Source organism: Streptococcus periodonticum, assembly GCF_003963555.1.
Classification (GTDB): domain Bacteria; phylum Bacillota; class Bacilli; order Lactobacillales; family Streptococcaceae; genus Streptococcus; species Streptococcus anginosus.
The window spans coordinates 915995-935959 of record NZ_CP034543.1 but is presented as its reverse complement, the minus strand read 5'-3'; the positions used below and the strand labels follow the sequence as shown (position 1 = coordinate 935959).

General features: G+C 39.4%; 19 protein-coding genes. 12 read left to right on the top strand and 7 right to left on the bottom strand.

Translation table 11 applies throughout. The features are described 5' to 3' along the window. Window positions 1–40 precede the first annotated feature (40 nt). From EHW89_RS04555 to ucpA, 11 genes are all read left to right on the top strand, one after another. Complete coding sequence (locus tag EHW89_RS04555) at window positions 41–538, top strand: phosphoribosylanthranilate isomerase (RefSeq protein ID WP_126466944.1); 498 nt, start codon at window positions 41–43, stop codon at window positions 536–538. A 173-nt stretch (window positions 539–711) separates the two neighbouring features. Next, the gene (gene trmFO, locus EHW89_RS04550; protein ID WP_126466942.1) at window positions 712–2046 is read left to right on the top strand and encodes a methylenetetrahydrofolate--tRNA-(uracil(54)-C(5))-methyltransferase (FADH(2)-oxidizing) TrmFO; all 1335 of its coding nucleotides are present in this window, start codon (window positions 712–714) and stop codon (window positions 2044–2046) included. 132 nt (window positions 2047–2178) lie between these two features. Further along, window positions 2179–3003: an alpha/beta hydrolase gene (locus tag EHW89_RS04545; protein WP_126466939.1), complete on the top strand. Its 825-nt coding sequence runs from the start codon at window positions 2179–2181 to the stop codon at window positions 3001–3003. Window positions 3004–3037: 34 nt separating this feature from the next. Continuing rightward, on the top strand, window positions 3038–3778 hold the full coding sequence (locus tag EHW89_RS04540; RefSeq protein WP_126466935.1) for an esterase family protein: 741 nt from the start codon (window positions 3038–3040) through the stop codon (window positions 3776–3778). A 19-nt stretch (window positions 3779–3797) separates the two neighbouring features. Then, entirely contained in the window at window positions 3798–4958 is a 1161-nt protein-coding gene (locus EHW89_RS04535) for an ATP-grasp domain-containing protein (protein ID WP_106079310.1), read from the top strand. A gap of 161 nt (window positions 4959–5119) precedes the next feature. Then, window positions 5120–6088: a thiamine pyrophosphate-dependent dehydrogenase E1 component subunit alpha gene (locus EHW89_RS04530; protein WP_126466932.1), complete on the top strand. Its 969-nt coding sequence runs from the start codon at window positions 5120–5122 to the stop codon at window positions 6086–6088. 13 nt (window positions 6089–6101) lie between these two features. Beyond that, the gene (locus EHW89_RS04525) at window positions 6102–7094 is read left to right on the top strand and encodes an alpha-ketoacid dehydrogenase subunit beta (RefSeq protein ID WP_003030236.1); all 993 of its coding nucleotides are present in this window, start codon (window positions 6102–6104) and stop codon (window positions 7092–7094) included. Window positions 7095–7259: 165 nt separating this feature from the next. After that, window positions 7260–8303: a dihydrolipoamide acetyltransferase gene (locus EHW89_RS04520; RefSeq protein WP_126466930.1), complete on the top strand. Its 1044-nt coding sequence runs from the start codon at window positions 7260–7262 to the stop codon at window positions 8301–8303. 30 nt (window positions 8304–8333) lie between these two features. After that, window positions 8334–10037, top strand: a complete 1704-nt coding sequence (gene lpdA, locus EHW89_RS04515) for a dihydrolipoyl dehydrogenase (RefSeq protein WP_126466927.1) — start codon at window positions 8334–8336, stop codon at window positions 10035–10037. Between the two features lie 14 nt (window positions 10038–10051). Continuing rightward, window positions 10052–11041 carry a lipoate--protein ligase gene (locus tag EHW89_RS04510; protein ID WP_126466923.1) on the top strand — a complete coding sequence of 330 codons (990 nt, stop codon included), beginning with the start codon at window positions 10052–10054 and terminating at the stop codon, window positions 11039–11041. Window positions 11042–11392: 351 nt separating this feature from the next. After that, window positions 11393–12190 carry an SDR family oxidoreductase UcpA gene (ucpA, locus tag EHW89_RS04505; RefSeq protein ID WP_126466919.1) on the top strand — a complete coding sequence of 266 codons (798 nt, stop codon included), beginning with the start codon at window positions 11393–11395 and terminating at the stop codon, window positions 12188–12190. A gap of 61 nt (window positions 12191–12251) precedes the next feature. On the opposite strand, the gene xerS is transcribed toward ucpA, so the two are convergent. From xerS to EHW89_RS04480, 5 genes are all read right to left on the bottom strand, one after another. Then, window positions 12252–13322, bottom strand: a complete 1071-nt coding sequence (gene xerS, locus EHW89_RS04500) for a tyrosine recombinase XerS (protein ID WP_126466916.1) — start codon at window positions 13320–13322, stop codon at window positions 12252–12254. 194 nt (window positions 13323–13516) lie between these two features. After that, window positions 13517–13924, bottom strand: a complete 408-nt coding sequence (locus tag EHW89_RS09405) for a P-loop NTPase family protein (RefSeq protein ID WP_226997587.1) — start codon at window positions 13922–13924, stop codon at window positions 13517–13519. 16 nt (window positions 13925–13940) lie between these two features. Further along, on the bottom strand, window positions 13941–15491 hold the full coding sequence (ffh, locus tag EHW89_RS04490) for a signal recognition particle protein (protein WP_106384771.1): 1551 nt from the start codon (window positions 15489–15491) through the stop codon (window positions 13941–13943). Between the two features lie 73 nt (window positions 15492–15564). After that, the gene (locus EHW89_RS04485) at window positions 15565–15897 is read right to left on the bottom strand and encodes a putative DNA-binding protein (protein WP_003034487.1); all 333 of its coding nucleotides are present in this window, start codon (window positions 15895–15897) and stop codon (window positions 15565–15567) included. Window positions 15898–16012: 115 nt separating this feature from the next. Further along, window positions 16013–16711: a GntR family transcriptional regulator gene (locus EHW89_RS04480; protein WP_021001683.1), complete on the bottom strand. Its 699-nt coding sequence runs from the start codon at window positions 16709–16711 to the stop codon at window positions 16013–16015. A 141-nt stretch (window positions 16712–16852) separates the two neighbouring features. On the opposite strand from EHW89_RS04480, the gene guaA reads away from it, so the two are divergent. Further along, window positions 16853–18412, top strand: a complete 1560-nt coding sequence (gene guaA / locus EHW89_RS04475; protein WP_126466914.1) for a glutamine-hydrolyzing GMP synthase — start codon at window positions 16853–16855, stop codon at window positions 18410–18412. A 152-nt stretch (window positions 18413–18564) separates the two neighbouring features. Here the strand turns inward: guaA and EHW89_RS04470 are convergent, their stop codons facing one another. Then, complete coding sequence (locus EHW89_RS04470; protein WP_126466912.1) at window positions 18565–19773, bottom strand: tyrosine-type recombinase/integrase; 1209 nt, start codon at window positions 19771–19773, stop codon at window positions 18565–18567. Further along, window positions 19770–19964 (bottom strand): DUF3173 family protein, encoded by a 195-nt coding sequence (locus tag EHW89_RS04465; RefSeq protein WP_014621517.1) that lies wholly within the window; start codon window positions 19962–19964, stop codon window positions 19770–19772. Before EHW89_RS04465 ends, EHW89_RS04470 begins: the two co-directional genes overlap by 4 nt. Between the last annotated feature and the right edge of the window lies 1 nt (window position 19965).

Here is a 19965-nt window from a genome sequence, read left to right as displayed (position 1 = left end):
TTTTATGTAAACTTTCTTTATATATAGCAAAGGAAACTGTATGAAAGAGAAATTTGATGAATTTTTAAAGATTGCAAAGGAATTGAACGGAATTGGAATCACTCCTTTGCTTATGGGTTCACTAGGGCTTGAACAGGTAACTGGTCGAGATTGGCAAGCGCGAGATATTGATATCCATGTTTCAGGAGATCCTAGGGGATGGGACGCACCTGATGAGGTACGAATTTATGATTTTAAAAAGATTGAAACGATTATGAACCGGCTTGGCTACCAATTAGTAGATTTGCACGAGCACGAATTTCAAAAAGGAAATCTATCGGTTGAATTTGGTAGCATGAATACTTTGGAAAACTTTGCTGGGATTCCTTTAGATGAATTGGTAAAACATGAAACAGCAGGGGTAATTTATTTTCTTCCTGATGCTGAACAATATCTTAAGATTTACACAGCATCTTCGCAAGATTCCTATCGAAATGACCAAAATAATGATAAGGATTTTGTTAAAATTGCTTATCTGGAAAAAATGTTAAAGAAATAGATACATGACCAATCATTATATTCTTTACACCAATGTTTGAGGATGGATACTAATAAGTTAGTGTATTTGCATTCTAGAAAGTCTCACTCGTCAGTAGGGGCTTTTTCTGTTATAATGGTTAAGAATAATTAGAAAGATTTGTGGGAGTCTCCTCCCAAAGAGGTATTTGTTTCATGTCTCAATCTTACATCAATGTCATAGGAGCTGGTCTTGCAGGTAGCGAAGCAGCTTATCAAATTGCTAAACGCGGTATTCCTGTTAAGCTGTATGAAATGCGAGGAGTGAAATCTACTCCGCAACATAAGACTAGTGATTTTGCAGAGCTAGTCTGTTCTAACTCTCTACGGGGGGATTCGCTAACGAATGCGGTTGGTTTGTTAAAAGAAGAAATGCGCCGTTTGGATTCAATCATTATGCGAGCAGCAGAAGCTACGCGTGTACCGGCCGGAGGAGCGTTAGCAGTTGACCGTGACGGTTTTTCACAAATGGTGACTGATGAGGTGACAAACCATCCTTTAATCGAAGTTATTCGTGAGGAAATCACCAAAATTCCTGATGATACGATTACTGTTATTGCGACGGGGCCTTTGACAAGTGATACACTTGCTGAAAAGATTCACGCGCTAAATGGTGGAGCTGGATTTTACTTTTATGATGCAGCAGCACCGATTGTAGATGTCAATACAATTGACATGGAGAAAGTTTACCTCAAATCTCGCTATGACAAGGGAGAGGCTGCTTATCTCAATGCTCCTATGACTAAGAATGAGTTTATGGCTTTTCATGACGCTTTGGTAAATGCCGAGGAAGCAACGTTAAATAGCTTTGAAAAAGAAAAATACTTTGAAGGCTGTATGCCGATTGAGGTGATGGCAAAAAGAGGAATAAAAACCATGCTCTACGGTCCTATGAAGCCAGTTGGTTTGGAATACCCGGATGACTATAAAGGACCCCGTGACGGTGAATTTAAGACACCCTATGCAGTTGTGCAGCTTCGTCAGGACAATGCAGCTGGAAGCCTTTATAATATTGTTGGTTTCCAAACACACCTAAAATGGGGTGAACAGAAGCGCGTTTTTCGGATGATTCCGGGATTAGAAAATGCAGAATTTGTTCGCTATGGAGTTATGCACCGCAATTCTTACATGGATTCACCAAATCTCCTGACACAGACGTTCCAGTCTAAAAAACAAGAGAATATCTTTTTTGCAGGTCAGATGACCGGTGTAGAAGGGTATGTGGAATCCGCTGCATCTGGGCTGGTAGCCGGTATCAATGCAACTAGACTTTTCAATGGAGAAGAAGCTCTGGTCTTTCCAGAAACAACTGCTATTGGAAGCTTACCTCATTATATCACGCATGCTGATAGCAAACATTTCCAGCCAATGAATGTCAATTTTGGAATTATCAAGGAGTTGGACGGTTCACGCATTCGAGACAAAAAAGAACGCTATGAAAAAATAGCAAAACGAGCGCTACAAGCTATCAAAAATTATCAAAATCTCTAGTTTTCTTTTGGAAAAGATAGAAATAATGATGATTTGTTATAAAAGTATTAAAAAAGTTAGGAATTCCCTAACTTTTTTGCATATTTTATGATATAATAGATAAAAATTTTGAAAATAGAAAGTTTTCTGACAATGAATCAATCCTATTTTTACCTTGAAGTAAGGGAACATGCATTAGAAGTGCCTTATAGCAAACAAAAGCGCCGTGTTCGAGTGCTACTTCCTAGAAATTATGAGCAAGATACTCAGAAATCCTATCCTGTAGTTTATTTTCATGACGGTCAAAATGTCCTTTATAGTAAAGAGTCTTTTAGTGGACATTCTTGGAAAATCATTCCAACGATTAAGAGAAATCCCGACATTGAAAAAATGATTGTGGTGGCGATTGACAATGATGGTTTTAATCGAATGAATGAGTATTCTGCATGGAAATATCAAGAATCAACTATTCCAGGTATGCAATTTGGCGGCAAGGGAACAGAGTATGCGGAGTTTGTCATGGAAGTTGTTAAACCCTTTGTTGACGAGTATTATCGTACCAAGTCAGACCGAGCGCACACGGCTATGGTTGGTTCTTCTTTAGGCGGAAACATTACGCAGTTTATGGGAATTGAATACCAAGAGCAAATTGGATGCTTGGGTATTTTCTCATCTGCAAACTGGCTGCATCAGGAAGCGTTCAATCGTTATATAGAACGCCATAACTTATTAGCAGATCAGCGTATTTATATTTATGTTGGAACAGAAGAAGCAGATGACACCGATAAAACCTTAATGGCTGGCAATATCAAACAAGCTTATATTGATTCGTCATTAACTTACTTCCGTCAGTTAATAGCGGGCGGTTTGGATTTGGAAAATCTGTTGTTTCATATCCAAGCTGGGGCAGAACACAATGAAGTAGCCTGGGCTGAGCATTTACCTGATTGTCTTCGCTTCTTTAGCGAAAAATGGTAAATAAATTAATTAAGAATATGAGGAGAGAATTTATATGCATGTTGAATTTTTAAGCCATTGGAGTGGTCATTTAAATCGTGAAATGTATGTGAATCGTTACGGGCACGCTGGAATGCCTGTAGTCGTTTTTGCTTCATCAGGAGGCAGTCACAATGAATATGCAGATTTTGGTATGATTGAGGCTTGTTCATGGTTTATCGAAACAGGAAAAATTCAATTCTTCACTTTGAGTAGTGTAGATAGTGAAAGCTGGCTGGCTGATTGGAAAGCTCCTCACGACCGCGCGGAAATGCACCGAGCTTATGAGCGCTATGTCATTGAGGAAGCCATTCCTTTTATCAAGCATAAAACAGGTTGGTTTGATCCAATGATGACGACAGGTTGTTCTATGGGAGCCTATCACGCTGTTAATTTCTTTCTCCAGCACCCCGATGTCTTTAACAAGGTCATCGCCCTCAGCGGAGTTTACGATGCCCGCTTCTTTGTCGGTGATTGTTTAGATGATGAAGCAATTTATCAAAATTCACCAGCAGATTACATTTGGAATCAAAACGATGGTTGGTTTATTGACCGCTATCGCAATGCTGATATCATTGTCTGTACAGGACTTGGTGCATGGGAACAGGACGGACTACCTTCTTTCTACACCTTAAAAGAAGCCTTTGAACATAAGAACATTCCAGCATGGTTTGCTGAATGGGGATATGATGTTTCGCATGACTGGATTTGGTGGCGCAAGCAAATGCCTTATTTTCTCAATCAATTAAACCTATGATTAGAAAGGAAACACTATTATGAACTATATCGTTATTTCACCTTATTATCCGCAAAATTTTCAACAATTTACTGTTGAACTTGCAAATAAAGGAATTACTGTTTTGGGCATCGGGCAAGAACCTTATGATCAACTAGATCAACCGTTGAAAAATGCTTTAACAGAATATTTTCGTGTGGAAAATTTAGAAAATCTTGATGAAGTGAAACGTGCTGTAGCCTTCCTTTTTTACAAGCACGGACCAATTGACCGCATTGAGTCACACAATGAATATTGGTTGGACCAAGACGCAAAATTGCGTGAACAATTTAATGTTGTAGGACCAAAGCCAAAAGACTTGAAAAAGACAAAATTTAAGTCTGAAATGAAGAAACTCTTTAAAAAGGCTGGAGTTCCTGTCGTTCCTGGTCAAATTGTAAAAACCTTGCAGGCAGTTGACATGGCTGTCAGTAAAATTGGACTTCCGATGATTGCGAAGCCAGACAATGGAGTTGGCGCAGCAGGAACTTATAAACTTGAAACTACTGAAGATGTTGAACAATTTAAACAAGAGTGGGATAAGCAAACCGTTTATTTCTTTGAAAAATTCGTTGACTCTGGACAAATTTGTACGTTTGACGGATTACTGGATTCAAAGGGAAATATTGTGTTTTCAACAACTTTCGACTATGCTTATACTCCTTTAGACTTAGTTTTGAATCATTATGAAAACTCATACTATATTATAAAAGACATGGATCCCAAGTTACGTCAATATGGGGAAGCTATCATTAAAGCGTTTGGCATGAAAGAACGCTTCTTTCATATTGAATTTTTCCGTGACGGAGATGATTATATTGCCATAGAATACAATAATCGTCCAGCAGGTGCTTTTACGATTGATTTGTATAACTTTGCTCACTCCATTGACCTTTATCGTGGATATGCAGATATTGTGAATGGCGAACCTTTCCCACAACCTCAAGTCGAAGCACAATATGGCTTGGTTACTTCACGCCGTTCAACCTCAAATTATGTGTATTCAGAAGAAGAATTGCGTGCAAAGTACGGCGATAAATTAAAAGCAGTCAAAATCATGCCAAAGGCATTTGCAGACTTACAAGGAGATGTTCATTATATTTTGACAACACCAAGTCGTTCGGAAATCGATCAAATGATAGAGGATTTTGGAAAAAAGTAGAAAAATCTATTTGTGAAATTTTCATTTAGTCAATTCAAATCAGCTTGCCAGTAAGGTTAGCTGATTTTTCTTTGTGAAATTGTTCAAGCATAAATTTTGACAGTATTTTTTAGTTTGGATAGAATGAAATTATAGAATTACACTCATAGAAAGGCTCGACTATGTCAACTTTAGATAAAAATCTTTTGCTAGAGATGTTTCGTAAGATGGAAGAGATCCGTCGGATGGACTTAAAAATTGCCCAACTCGTAAAAAAGGGGAAAGTTCCAGGAATGACTCACTTTTCTGTTGGAGAAGAAGCAGCTAGCGTTGGAGCTATGCTGGCCCTCAATCCTGATGATTTGATTACTTCTAACCACCGTGGTCATGGTCAGGCGATTGCCAAAGGAATTGATCTGAACGGCATGATGGCAGAAATCATGGGCAAATATAACGGAACCTGCAAAGGAAAAGGTGGCTCCATGCACATTGCTGATTTGGATGCCGGAAACTTAGGAGCAAATGGTATCGTTGGCGGAGGCATGGGAATTGCAGTCGGTGCCGCCCTCACTCAGCAAATGCACCAAACAGATAAAATCGTGGTTTGCTTCTTTGGTGACGGAGCAACGAACGAAGGTGTCTTCCACGAAGCAGTCAACATGGCTTCTATCTGGAATCTACCAGTAATTTTCTATTGTATCAATAACGGCTATGGTATTTCTGCAGACATTAAGAAAATGACCAATGTAGAACACATCCACGAGCGCAGCGCAGCTTATGGTATTCCAGGTATGTTCATTGAAGATGGCAATAATGTTTTGGATGTCTATGAAGGTTTCCAAAAAGCTGTAGAGCATGTTCGCAGTGGTAAAGGACCTGTCTTAATCGAGAGTGTGACCTATCGTTGGTTGGGACATTCATCTTCTGACCCAGGTAAATACCGTACTCGTGAAGAAGTAGAAGAATGGAAGAAAAAAGATCCAATCGAAAATCTTCGTAAATATTTACTCGCAAATCAGATTGCAAGCAATGAAGAATTAGAAGCTATCCAAGCGGAGGTTAAAGAAGCAATAGAAGCATCTGTAAAATTCGCAGAGGAAAGTCCATTCCCACCGCTTGAGTCAGCTTTTGAAGATATTTACGCGGACTAAGAGAGGAGATAAAATGGAAACAAAAACAATGTCCTTCCGTGATACCATTATCCTTGCTATGTCTGAGGAAATGCGTCACGATGAAAATGTGTTGTTAATGGGAGAAGATGTCGGTATTTTCGGAGGAGATTTCGGAACATCTGTCGGAATGTTAGAAGAATTCGGTCCAGAACGAGTACGTGATTGTCCAATTTCTGAAGCAGCTATTTCAGGAGCTGCAGCAGGATCGGCCATGACTGGACTACGCCCAATTGTAGATATGACTTTTATGGATTTTTCTGTCATTGCCATGGATGCAATTGTCAACCAAGCCGCTAAGACTCGCTATATGTTTGGTGGTAAAGGTCAGGTTCCGATGACAATTCGCTGCGCAGCTGGAAATGGTGTCGGCTCAGCTGCTCAACACTCGCAATCTTTGGAATCTTGGTTTACCCACATTCCAGGTTTAAAGGTCGTGGCACCTGGCACTCCTGCGGATATGAAAGGGTTGCTAAAATCTTCTATCCGCGACAACAATCCTGTTATTATTCTTGAGTACAAGTCAGAATTCAACCAAAAAGGCGAAGTTCCGCTTGATCCTGATTATACAATCCCTCTCGGTGTTGGTGACATCAAAAAAGAGGGAACGGACGTGACAGTTGTGACCTATGGAAAAATGCTCCGTAGGGTTATGCAAGCAGCTGAAGAATTGGTAGAAGAAGGCATTTCAGTAGAAGTGGTTGATCCTCGTACCTTGGTGCCTCTGGACAAGGATATCATTATCAACTCAGTCAAAAAAACAGGAAAAGTCGTTCTAGTCAATGATGCCCACAAAACTAGTGGTTATATCGGTGAAATTTCTGCTATCATTTCCGAATCAGAAGCATTTGACTATTTGGATGCACCAATTCGCCGTTGTGCTGGCGAAGATGTTCCTATGCCCTATGCTCAGAATCTTGAAAATGCTATGATTCCGACAGTTGAAAGTATCAAAGAGGCTATCCGTAAGACTTATCATAAAGAGTAAACTGGAAATAAACGGCAAATTTATGTTTACATAACTTTAATTATGTAAAGCAATTTAAAGTTTATCCCCGATTTTTGCTAATATTAACAGTAGAAACTTTGTGAAAACAAAGAAATAGGGCAAATATTGCCTCAACCAATGAATTATTTAAGGATGAGAGAGAACATGGATGACAAAAAATTAAGAGCGACCCCTGCTGCTAGAAAATTAGCAGATGACTTGGGTATCAATCTCTATGACGTATCTGGTACTGGTGCAAAGGGACGCGTTCACAAAGAAGATATTGAAAGTTATCGAGAATCCAATATTATGAAAATTACGCCCCTTGCAAAACGTATTGCAGAAGAAAATAACATCGCTTGGCAGGAAATCCAAGGGACAGGCGTGCACGGCAAGATTATGAAAAAGGATATTCTGGCTTTGCTGCCTGAAAATGTTGAGTCAGACAGCATCAAGTCTCCGGCTCAAATTGAGAAAGCGGAAGAAATACCTGACAACACCACTCCTTATGGAGAAATTAAGCGCCTTCCAATGACGCCAATGCGGAAGGTCATTGCTAAACGAATGGTGGATTCTTATCTGACAGCACCAACTTTCACTCTCAATTATGATGTAGATATGACAGAGTTGCTGGCGCTGCGCAAGAGGGTTTTAGAGACAATTATGGAAGCGACAGGAAAGAAAATCACGGTCACAGACTTGCTTTCTATGGCAGTTGTTAAAATCTTAATGAAGCACCCTTATCTTAATTCGTCTCTGACAGAGGACGGGCAAACCATTATCATGCACAATTATGTCAATCTGGCTATGGCTGTTGGGATGGACAATGGGCTTATGACACCAGTGGTTTACAATGCCGAAAAAATGAGTCTGTCTGAGTTAGTCGTTGCCTTTAAGGATGTGATTGAACGGACTTTAAATGGAAAATTAGCACCAAGCGAATTGCAAAACTCAACTTTTACGATTAGTAATCTAGGAATGTTTGGTGTTCAATCGTTCGGCCCAATTATCAATCAACCCAATTCAGCGATTTTGGGCGTTAGCTCAACCGTTGAAAAACCAGTCGTAGTGAACGGAGAGATTGTTATTCGACCAATCATGAGTCTTGGATTAACTATTGACCACCGAGTTGTGGACGGTATGGCAGGTGCTAAATTCATGAAAGACCTAAAAGCACTGATTGAAGACCCAATTTCAATGTTGGTGTAAAAAAAGTTTAAATGAGAGGAAAATAAAAACATGGCCTTAGAAGTAATTATGCCAAAAGCCGGCGTTGATATGACAGAAGGACAGATTGTTCAATGGAATAAAAAAGTTGGCGAATTTGTAAAAGAAGGAGAAATCCTTCTAGAAATCATGACAGATAAAGTCAGCATGGAGTTAGAAGCAGAAGAAGACGGCTACTTGATTGCTATCTTGAAAGGAGACGGTGAGATTGTTCCTGTAACGGAAGTTATCGGTTATCTGGGCGAAGAAGGAGAAAATATTCCGACTACTGTGGCTGTTTCAGATGCTAGTTCAACACCAACTGCAACCACAACTTCTAACGACGATAATAAGAGTGATGACGCTTATGATATTGTGGTTATTGGTGGCGGACCAGCTGGCTATGTGGCAGCGATTAAAGCAGCTCAATTAGGAGGCAAGATTGCCCTTGTTGAAAAATCTGAACTAGGTGGAACCTGCCTCAACCGTGGCTGTATCCCGACTAAGACCTATCTTCACAATGCAGAAATTATTGAAAGCCTAGCCCATGCAGCAAACCGCGGTATTATCATTGAAAATCCAAACTTTACTGTCAATATGGATAAAGTTCTGGAAACTAAAAATAAGGTTGTCAACACACTTGTCGGAGGTGTTGCAGGTCTGCTTCGCAGCTATGATGTTGATGTTTACAAAGGAATTGGTACCATTACCAAAGATAAGAATGTCTTAGTGAACGGTTCTGAACTTCTTGAAACCAAGAAAATTATCTTAGCTGGTGGATCAAAAGTCAGCAAGATTAACGTTCCAGGTATGGAATTACCACTTGTCATGACTAGCGATGATATCCTGGATATGAAGGAAGTTCCAGAAAGTTTAATAATCATTGGTGGTGGCGTTGTTGGTATTGAGCTAGGACAGGCTTTCATGACCTTTGGTAGCAAGGTGACGGTTGTCGAAATGATGAATCGGATTGTTCCAGCTATGGATGCAGAAGTCTCTAAAAACCTTCGGCTCATCCTTGAGCGCAAGGGCATGACCATTTTGACAGAGACCAAGTTGGAAGAAATTGTCGAAGAAAATGGCAAGCTCCGCATCAAAGTTGCAGGAAAAGAAGATATCATAGCTGATAAAGCTTTGCTTTCTATTGGACGCGTACCTGATTTGGAGGGAATTGGCGAGGTTGACTTTGAACTAGACCGTGGTCGCATCAAGGTCAATGAATATATGGAAACTTCTTTTTCAGGAATTTACGCACCAGGAGACATTAACGGTACCAAGATGTTGGCGCATGCAGCCTTTCGTATGGGAGAAATAGCTGCAGAGAATGCTCTCAAAGGCAATCACGTAGTTGCTAAATTAAATCTAACTCCAGCAGCCATCTACACTTTGCCAGAAGTTGCGGCAGTCGGTCTGACAGAAGAACAAGCTCGCGAAAAATACGATGTAGCTATCGGCAAATTCAACTTCGCAGCAAACGGACGAGCAATTGCATCTGATGCTGCTCAAGGATTTGTCAAAGTGATTGCTGATAAGAAATACGGAGAAGTTCTCGGTGTTCACATTATCGGCCCTGCAGCAGCTGAGTTAATCAATGAAGCTTCTACTATCATCGAAATGGAAATCACGGTGGAAGAAATGCTCAAAACCATTCACGGTCATCCGACATTCTCAGAAGTTATGTACGAAGCATTTGCAGACGTACTCGGCATGGCTATTCATGCTCCAAAGAAAAGATAAGAGGCACGATTGAGATGAAATACATTATTAACAACAGTAATGATACAGCTTTTAATATCGCTCTTGAGGAGTATGCCTTCAAGCATCTTCTTGACGAAGATATGATTTTCTTGCTTTGGATCAATAAACCCTCTATCATTGTCGGACGTCATCAGAATACTATTGAAGAAATCAATCGTGACTATGTCCGAGAGCATGGCATTGAGGTTGTTCGTCGTATCAGTGGAGGTGGAGCCGTCTATCACGACTATAACAATCTCAACTACACCATCATTTCCAAAGAATCTGAGAACAAAGCCTTTGATTTTAAGAACTTCTCTATTCCGGTCATCAAGACCTTGGAAGTATTAGGTGTAAAAGCCGAATTTACAGGGCGCAACGATTTGGAAATTGACAGTAAAAAGTTCTGTGGCAATGCTCAGGCCTACATCAATGGCCGAATCATGCATCACGGTTGCTTGCTGTTTGACGTAGAATTATCCGTCTTAGCGAATGCCTTAAAAGTTTCCAAGGACAAGTTCGAGTCCAAAGGTGTTAAGTCTGTTCGAGCTCGTGTAACCAATATCGTTGATGAATTGCCTGAAAAAATTACTGTCGAGCAATTTCGCGACCTCCTGCTAGACTATATGAAGAAAGAACATCCAGAAATGACAGAATATGCCTTTTCTAATGATGAACTAGCTGAAATCAACCATATCAAGGAAACTAAATTTGCTACTTGGGATTGGAACTATGGCAAATCGCCAGCATACAATGTTCGTCGTGGTACCAAGTTTACTAGTGGTAAAGTCGAAATCTTTGCCAATGTTGTTCAGTCAAAAATCGAAAACATCAAAATTTACGGAGATTTCTTTGGAATCGAAGATGTAGCAGCAGTAGAAGAAGTCCTCAAGGGTGTTAAATATGAAAGAGAAGATGTTTTAAATGCTCTTGAAAACCTGGATATTTCTCGCTATTTCGCTGGAATTAGCCAAGAAGAAATTGCAGAAGCAGTGGTTGGCTAAATCACAAGACTATAACAAAATAAAAACATTCTTACATTTATTTAACTAAGGATGTTTTTTCTATAGTTTGAAGAAGTTGGTTATCAGAATGTTCAGATGCTTCTGGGATACACCACAGCCAATAATCGCTTGGAGAATATCCGCTTTGGAGCAAGTTCCTTATTATCGAACCCTACAGAAATTATTGGATAGATTTTTTATAAAGAGGACGAAACATCATAGCAAATGCGAGGTTTTCCTTCATTATTATATTGACAAGCAACTAGAAAAGTACTAGACTAAAGTTAGAAATACATCATAAAATGTCACAAAAATCTGTCAAACTTCTTCGTTTTAGAAAGGATGGTTACTATGGCTAAATTAGATGGAAAAGTTGCTTTGATTACTGGAGCTGCTGTCGGTCTGGGTCAGGGCATTGCCTCAGTCTATGCTAAATATGGCGCCAAGCTCTGCCTTTTCGATCGAGACCCTCAAGTAGAAGCAACTGCTCAAGAACTTCGTGACAGCTACCAAATAGATACTATCAGCTATATCGGTGATGTCAGTCGTCTAGAAGATTTGGAAGCGGCTGTCTCTCAGACTATCCAAGCCTTTGGGCATCTTGATATTGCCTGCTGTAATGCTGGTATCTGCAAGCTGGCGCCCTTTGAAGAAATGACAGACCAGATACGGGATCAACATATTAATGTCAATATCAAGGGCGTTTGGAACACTTGTCAGGCAACCATCAAGCCCATGTTGAAACAGAGAGCAGGCGCTATCGTCATCGCATCATCTGTGACAGGCGATTTGGTTGCTGATGCTGGAGAAGCAGCTTACGCGATGACCAAGGCAGCTCTGGTCGGCTTAACCAAGGCCTTGGCAGTAGAATATGCCGATCGCAATATCCGGGTTAACTGCAGCCAGCTAGGCTATGCTCGGACACCGATGGTCGAAAAAATGGCCCTGGAATCCAACCCAGAACATCCAGAAGTTCCTATTCAAGATATTGCAGCCGCTGTCCCAATGAAAAGATTAGCTAAACCGCAAGAAGTAGGGGAACTCTTTGCCTTTTTAGGTAGTGACGAATCCTCCTATCTTACAGGATCTCAAATTGTCATTGACGGCGGTAGTACCCTACCAGAAACTATAAGCATGGGCACAAACTAGTAGCATTTAGCTCAATTCAAATAAAAAGTTTGCATACCTTAAATTATGCAAACTTTTTATTTTATAAATTATCCAATGCATTTTTTTGTTCGTCATTAACAATATGGGTGTAGAGGTCTGTAACTTGAGTACTGGCATGTCCTAGCTGATGACTGACCAAAACTTGAGATTTAGTAGCATCATAAAGTCGAGTAGCCAGCGTATGGCGGAGTTTGTGAGGTGTCACTCGAACTTTGAAATCTTGCGAGTATTTTCCAACCATTTTTTCAACACTGGAGGCATCGATACGGTTGGGAATGCCGCGGTATTCTGTCAAAAAGAGGGCGGTGTCTGATTTTTCGGCTTTATAACGTTTAGAGCGAACCTCCAGGTACCTTTCCAAATAAGCTTTGGCAAAAGCTGCAACATTGACAGAATCTCTTTTCCCGCCCTTACGAGTAACTTCAATGACCATCATTTTGAGATTTAGGTCTTTCAAATCAAGATTTAGTGCCTCGGATAGACGAACACCAGATGCAAGAAGCAGTGCTATGATGGCTAAATCTCGCTCTTTATTTTTTTCAAAAGAGGAGAGAGCCCGATTTGATAAATTTTTAGGGTATTCTTCATCAATATAATTCAAAAATTGTTCAGTTTCTTCGCCCAAAAAGAGTTTTTGTTTGATGTTTTCAGCGCGCGCAGCTAAAGTTTCTCTCTTTTTCTTAGTAGACACTTTTTTCATGACATTACGATAGAAATAAGGCTCCCCATTCTCATTTTCCACCTCTTCAGTTAAATATTTATAAAGGCTAGAGAGAGCAGAAAGAGTGCGATTAATGGTGGTTTGCGATACTCCGTTCTGTGTAGTATTAGCATTCAGCAATGGACGCTCCCGTAAGTAAAGAATAAACGCTTCCATATCTTTTTTAGTCATATTTTCCAATACTGACAGAGGAATTTCTGCAATCTGCGGCCCATCAGCAATTCCAGAGTCTAAAATCCAATGAAAAAAGCGATCATATTCTTTGAGATATTCATATAAGGTTGTAAAACTGTATGGAACAGTCAATTTAGACTGATAGTATTCCAAAACGTACCAAGGCATGATGGCCTTTAGTTTTTCAATTCTTTCTAACAATATTTCGCGTTTCATTAAGATATTCTCCATCATTTTCTATAAATAGAAGTATAGCACACTCCTGTATTTTTTTCAAGAAAATTATAGTTTTTCGGAAAGACGTATGTAAGAGTCTATTGAAAGATTCGTTTCTTTACTTTGTAATAGATAATACACAATACAAAATAAGATCGGTGTTGGAATCACTGAATTTTATACAACTGATCTTATTATATTATCAATATCGTTATATCGTTATCGTTTTGAATATCTTGGTTTTGTTTTTTTATATGTTCTAGTTCAGTAAGTATTTTGCCATATTTCATAAAAACAATTCGGTTGGCGTAAGCCGCTACCTTGCTATCATGAGTGACTAAAACAATAGTCACACCTTTTTTGTTGATTTCTTTAAAACTTTCCATCACTTTCTGGCTGATTTTTGAGTTTAAAGCACCTGTAGGTTCATCAGCAAATAAAAGTTCTGGTTGATTTATCATAGCACGACGCACGACAGATACCTGCGCGTTGTAATTGTCCTCCTGAAATTTCTCGAATACACGTTTATCATCAAATGTCAATAGTTTTTCAAAAAAAATAAAACAGCCCACCAAATTGAACTGCTTTATTCCAATCATCATTTACTACAAAATATGTTTATTTTCGTTTTTTCTTAGCCTTTTTCATTTTATTTGCCATACGTTTCATGGCTTGTTTGGTTGCAAATTCGCCGATTTTTCCTTTAAGTCCGCCACCAAACATCTGGCTCATATCAGGATTACCAGCTCCCCCTAAAGCGGACATGTCCATATTTTGAAGGGCTGACATATCCATACCGTTCATATTTGGTATATTTTTCGGTAAATTGTTAGGATTGAGCCCCATTTGCTTCATCACCTTATTCATATCGCCAGACATGACACCTTGCATGACGGATTTTGCTTGGTTAAAGTCCTTAATAAACTTATTCACTTCGACAAAGCTATTACCAGAACCTGCAGCAATCCGACGGCGACGACTTGGATTAAGAAGGTCGGGATTTTCCCGTTCGACAGGTGTCATAGATGATACAATGGCACGTTTGCGGGCGATTTCGTTTTCATCTACCTTAAAATTCTTCATCGCAGGGTTGTTAGCCATGCCAGGAATCATCTTTAACAAATCTTCCATTGGCCCCATATTTTGTACTTGATCTAGCTGATCAATGAAATCGTTGAAATCAAAGGTATTTTCTCTCATTTTTTCAGCCATCTCAAGTGTTTTTTGCTCATCATACTCCTGAGAAGCTTTTTCAATCAAGGTCAGCATATCTCCCATGCCCAAAATGCGGCTAGACATCCGATCTGGGTGGAAAGTTTCAATATCGGTAATCTTTTCTCCAGTACCAGTGAACTTAATTGGCTTGCCAGTGATTTGCCGGACAGATAAGGCTGCACCGCCACGTGTATCGCCATCAATCTTAGTCAGAATAACCCCAGTTACTTCCAACTGAGCATTGAATTCGCGAGCTACATTCGCGGCTTCTTGACCAATCATTGCATCTACGACCAGGAGGATTTCATTTGGTTGAGCCAGTGCTTTAACATCGCACAGCTCATTCATGAGTTTTTCGTCAATTTGCAAACGACCTGCCGTATCAATCAAGACATAGTCATTGTGATTAGCCTTGGCTTGCTCCAGACCTTGATGAACAATCTCTACTGCTGGTACTTCTGTGCCTAGTGAAAAGACTGGTACATCGATTTGCTGACCAAGAGTTCTAAGCTGGTCAATGGCCGCCGGACGATAAATATCAGCAGCTATCATCAAAGGACGAGCGCCTTCTTCCTTCTTGAGTTTATTGGCCAACTTTCCGGCAAACGTAGTCTTACCAGCACCTTGAAGACCGACCATCATGATAATAGTCGGGATTTTTGGAGATTTGATAATTTCTGCCGTATCAGAGCCTAATACAGCGGTCAATTCTTCATCAACGATCTTGATGATTTGTTGAGCAGGATTTAGTGTATCAATGACTTCGTGTCCGACAGCGCGCTCACGAACTTTCTTGATAAAGTCTTTAACAACTGGCAAAGCCACATCGGCTTCCAAGAGTGCCAAGCGAATCTCTTTGGTCGCTTCTTGAACATCACTCTCTGAAATTTTTCCTTTTCTGCGTAGATTTTTAAAAACATTCTGTAAACGTTCAGTTAAACTTTCAAATGCCATAAAATATATTTCTCCTAGTTAATTTCTATGTTATTGGTTATTGAATTTTGCGTTTTTTTGAGTCAACAATTCACTATTCTCGATTGTCAATACTAGATAAAATTGCGATTTGCTCTTGTAAATAGGCATCATTAGCATATTTTTCCGTTATTTGATCGAAAATCTGACTTCTGACGATATAGTCTGAATACATGTGGAGCTTCTTTTCATAGTCTTCGAGAATCTTTTCTGTTCGTTTGATATTGTCATAAACAGCCTGACGACTAACTTGAAATTCCTCAGCAATCTCAGCCAAACTGTAATCATCCGCATAGTAAAGCTCGATATAATTCATTTGTTTATCTGTTAAAAGCGCTGCATAAAACTCAAAAAGAGCATTCATTCGGTTGGTTTTTTCAATTTCCATAAAGATTATTATATCAAAAAATACAGATAAACTCTACTAGTGAAGAGCTTTACTCACTAAAAAACACTCTTAAATCACTAAGGGTGTTTACGTATATTAAATTATGTAGTTTAAATCAGTTATTTTCCAGATAAAATTCAAATCGTTCGCCGACATACTGACTTTTAACATATTCAAAAGCGGTGCAGTCGTCAAAATAAGAAATCTGTGTCAAAGCAAGAATGGCATGTCCTTTAGGAATTTCTAGATGATGTGCAATCTTTTCTTTGGCAAGACGAGCATAAATGGTCTGTTGAGATTTTCCGATTTTATAGCCATGTTCTTGTAAGGTTTGAAAAAAATGTTTCGTAATTTCTTCTTTATTAAAATTTTTGATGAATTTCTCTGGAATGGAAGCGACTTCGTAAACTACGGGGATATTATCCGCATACCGCACCCGCTCCATTCGGACAACGTTTTCCGTCTTCTCAATTCCTAATTTTTCGACCTCTTCTTTACTTGGCAGTGTTCGACGGTAAGAAATCAATTGACTTGAAGGTGTCTTGCCTTGGGATTTGATGATTTCTGTAAAGCTGGTTGTGCCGCGCATCTTTTCCTGAACTCGCGTACTGGCTACAAATGTACCGCTACCCATACGGCGCTCTAGCACTCCTTCTTCGACTAAAAGAGTGATTGCCTGACGAAGTGTCATGCGGCTAACCTCAAATTGTTCAGCTAAATCGCGCTCACTTGGCAGACGTTGCCCGATTTTCCAGATTTCCTCGTCAATTTCTTTTTTTATTTGATCGTGAATTTTAATATAAGCTGGAAGCATAGTAACCCCTTTCAAGAATGGTTTCCTCTCTTCATTGTATTATCAATTGAAATAAAAGTCAATCGCTACTTAATGTTATTGGAAAAAGTCTTTATTTTGTGTTAGAATAAACAAAGAAAAGTCTTTTAAGAAAGGGAAGAAATGACAACTACAACTGAATTGCAAGATGTCGAAAGAATTATTGTACTGGATTATGGGAGCCAATACAATCAGCTTATTTCACGCAGAATCCGCGAGATTGGTGTTTTTTCTGAGCTGAAAAGCAATAAAATCACAGCTGCTGAGGTTCGTGAGATAAATCCAGTCGGAATCATTTTGTCAGGTGGACCAAAGTCTGTATATGAAGCAGGAGCATTTGACATTGATCCTGAAATTTTAGAATTGGGTATTCCAATTTTGGGAATTTGCTATGGAATGCAGCTTTTGACTCACAAATTAGGTGGGAAAGTTGTACCTGCTGAAAATGCCGGAAACCGTGAGTACGGTCAATCCGAGCTCACTCATACTGTCTCTAAACTGTTTGCAGGAACTCCTGAAAAACAAATCGTTCTTATGAGCCACGGAGATGCTGTCACCGAAATTCCTCAAGGATTTGTACGTACTGGTACTTCTGCCGACTGTCCATTTGCAGCTATTGAGCAACCTGAAAAGCAGATTTATGGCATTCAATTTCACCCTGAAGTACGCCACTCTGTTTATGGGTATGACATTCTACGCAACTTTGCTTTGAATATTTGTGGCGCCAAAGGCGACTGGTCAATGGATAACTTTATTGAAATGCAAATCAAGCAAATTCGAGAAACGGTTGGCGATAAACGTGTTCTTCTCGGGCTTTCAGGCGGTGTTGATTCATCAGTTGTTGGTGTTCTCCTTCAAAAAGCTATTGGAGACCAGCTTATCTGTATCTTTGTAGATCATGGATTGCTCCGAAAGGGCGAAGCAGATCAAGTTATGGATTCCCTTGGTGGGAAATTCGGTCTGAATATTATCAAAGCAGACGCTGCCAAACGTTTCCTTGATAAATTAGCTGGTGTTTCTGATCCAGAGCAAAAACGTAAAATCATCGGCAATGAATTTGTCTACGTCTTTGATGATGAAGCAAGTAAGCTGAAAGATGTAAAATTCCTCGCACAAGGAACACTTTACACAGATGTCATTGAGTCTGGTACAGATACTGCCCAAACAATCAAATCACACCATAATGTTGGTGGTCTGCCAGAAGACATGCAGTTTGAGCTGATTGAGCCTCTCAATACACTTTATAAAGACGAAGTTCGTTCGCTTGGTACAGAACTTGGTATGCCAGATGAAATTGTTTGGCGTCAGCCATTCCCGGGTCCAGGACTTGCCATTCGTATTATGGGCGAGATTACCGAAGAAAAACTCACAACTGTACGTGAATCCGACGCCATTCTCCGTGAAGAAATTGTGAAAGCTGGACTCGATCGTGATATCTGGCAATACTTCACTGTAAATACTGGTGTTCGTTCAGTAGGTGTTATGGGTGATGGTCGAACTTATGATTATACCATTGCCATTCGTGCTATTACTTCTATCGATGGAATGACAGCAGATTTTGCTAAAATTCCTTGGGAAGTATTGCAAAAAATCTCTGTTCGTATCGTCAATGAAGTAGATCACGTCAACCGTATTGTCTACGATATCACCAGCAAACCACCAGCAACGGTTGAATGGGAGTAAGTCAACCTCTATTCCAATCTTTTTTCAATTGATTTTATAAGAATTTAACGTTAAGTTATTCTACTTATCGCAACTTTTAGTTAACTTATTCCCTGCCTCTATCCCTGCTTTTAACCCCCAACGCTAACCTTTATGCGTTGGGGGTTATTTGTTTATTTTTTCTTTATGCTTTGGTTTCCTTTAAACTTCACCTTACTTTCTATACTATGCTTAATAATAATGTCGTCCTCTATAGCCTGTGCTACGCTTTCGTCATTCCTAGACCATAGGTGGGCGTAATGTTTTAGCGTTATCTCAGGACTTGAGTGTCCCAATCTTCTCGAAATCACTAGGACATCAATGTTATGCTCATTAATGAGATAGCTTGCATGACTATGCCTTAGCCCCTTTGCCTGTATTGGGTGGACACCGCTAATATCGGCATGGCGTTTGATAATTCTATTGATTGTCGAACGGTAGAGGGGTGTTTTAGAATAACTGAGGATAAAAGGAGCTATGTGTTGTTTTTCCTGTCTTTGCTTCCATTTCGTCAACAGTTGAACCGTTGTATCATCTAAAGAGATAATACGTTGACTACTTACGGTCTTCGTATAGTTCTTTACTTCATATTCTGCTCTTCCTCTTCTCTCCAAAGTCCCATGTATCCGTAACTTTTTATTCTCTAAGTCTACATCTGTCCACTTTAGCGCTAACCCCTCAGACACTCTAATTCCAGTCATATAGTATAACCAAACTGCAATAAAGGACATGTGTTCATAAAGGTCATCAATATAGAAGCTTGTCAGTACCTTTTCAAACTCTTCTTTAGTCCAATAAGCTACAGTTGCTCGTCCTTTAGAAATTGCATCCGTTTGTTTGGATACATTCACTTCTAGGTACTGTATTTTGACTGCATAGTCTAAAGTTTTTCTAAACGCTCCATAAATCATGGAAGCATAGTTTTGAGAATATTGGTCATGGGTCAAGAGATAGACTCTAAATTTCTCACAGTTTGTTAGCGTGATGTCCCGTAGCCTAATTTTTCCAAACCTCTGAACTAACAATTTTAATGCAGGTTGTTTAGAAATCCATGTCCCTTTTTCAACACTTTTCTCATACATTGGCAAATAGTGTTCTTTCATAAACCGTTCATAGGTTATATCATAATCGCTGTAACTTTTCACTTTATGATATTCTAATTTAATTTTGGTAACTTCCTCGTAAGCTTCTTTAGCTGTACGAAACGGATTTCCTTTTGTCGATTTAGAAGATTTTTTCTGAATTCGTTTCCCTGTAATTCTATCTACTCCCAGTTCTACACTATAGTAATAGAACCCAGTCTTATCATTTTTAAATACACAAGGATACTTTGTTTTACTCATCTGACTTCCCCCTCAAATTGTACTCCTATTACTTTTTCTACAGCATACGCAGGTACAACACCACAACGTTTATTGAGGTAAAATTCATACCCATTTTCCACAAGCCAAGCTTTAGCTTGTTTAATAATGCCTTTGGCTGTATGTTGTTTATAACCCAGTTTCATTAATACTGTGTAATCTATCATTTGCATT

Excerpts from the sequence above, each read along its gene's own strand:
- EHW89_RS04555 (WP_126466944.1), top strand. The coding sequence starts at position 41 with ATGAAAGAGAAATTTGATGAATTTTTAAAGATTGCAAAGGAATTGAAC.
- trmFO (WP_126466942.1), top strand. The coding sequence starts at position 712 with ATGTCTCAATCTTACATCAATGTCATAGGAGCTGGTCTTGCAGGTAGC.
- EHW89_RS04545 (WP_126466939.1), top strand. The coding sequence starts at position 2,179 with ATGAATCAATCCTATTTTTACCTTGAAGTAAGGGAACATGCATTAGAA.
- EHW89_RS04540 (WP_126466935.1), top strand. The coding sequence starts at position 3,038 with ATGCATGTTGAATTTTTAAGCCATTGGAGTGGTCATTTAAATCGTGAA.
- EHW89_RS04535 (WP_106079310.1), top strand. The coding sequence starts at position 3,798 with ATGAACTATATCGTTATTTCACCTTATTATCCGCAAAATTTTCAACAA.
- EHW89_RS04530 (WP_126466932.1), top strand. The coding sequence starts at position 5,120 with ATGTCAACTTTAGATAAAAATCTTTTGCTAGAGATGTTTCGTAAGATG.
- EHW89_RS04525 (WP_003030236.1), top strand. The coding sequence starts at position 6,102 with ATGGAAACAAAAACAATGTCCTTCCGTGATACCATTATCCTTGCTATG.
- EHW89_RS04520 (WP_126466930.1), top strand. The coding sequence starts at position 7,260 with ATGGATGACAAAAAATTAAGAGCGACCCCTGCTGCTAGAAAATTAGCA.
- lpdA (WP_126466927.1), top strand. The coding sequence starts at position 8,334 with ATGGCCTTAGAAGTAATTATGCCAAAAGCCGGCGTTGATATGACAGAA.
- EHW89_RS04510 (WP_126466923.1), top strand. The coding sequence starts at position 10,052 with ATGAAATACATTATTAACAACAGTAATGATACAGCTTTTAATATCGCT.
- ucpA (WP_126466919.1), top strand. The coding sequence starts at position 11,393 with ATGGCTAAATTAGATGGAAAAGTTGCTTTGATTACTGGAGCTGCTGTC.
- xerS (WP_126466916.1), bottom strand. The coding sequence starts at position 13,322 with ATGAAACGCGAAATATTGTTAGAAAGAATTGAAAAACTAAAGGCCATC.
- EHW89_RS09405 (WP_226997587.1), bottom strand. The coding sequence starts at position 13,924 with ATGATGATTGGAATAAAGCAGTTCAATTTGGTGGGCTGTTTTATTTTT.
- ffh (WP_106384771.1), bottom strand. The coding sequence starts at position 15,491 with ATGGCATTTGAAAGTTTAACTGAACGTTTACAGAATGTTTTTAAAAAT.
- EHW89_RS04485 (WP_003034487.1), bottom strand. The coding sequence starts at position 15,897 with ATGGAAATTGAAAAAACCAACCGAATGAATGCTCTTTTTGAGTTTTAT.
- EHW89_RS04480 (WP_021001683.1), bottom strand. The coding sequence starts at position 16,711 with ATGCTTCCAGCTTATATTAAAATTCACGATCAAATAAAAAAAGAAATT.
- guaA (WP_126466914.1), top strand. The coding sequence starts at position 16,853 with ATGACAACTACAACTGAATTGCAAGATGTCGAAAGAATTATTGTACTG.
- EHW89_RS04470 (WP_126466912.1), bottom strand. The coding sequence starts at position 19,773 with ATGAGTAAAACAAAGTATCCTTGTGTATTTAAAAATGATAAGACTGGG.
- EHW89_RS04465 (WP_014621517.1), bottom strand. The coding sequence starts at position 19,964 with ATGCAAATGATAGATTACACAGTATTAATGAAACTGGGTTATAAACAA.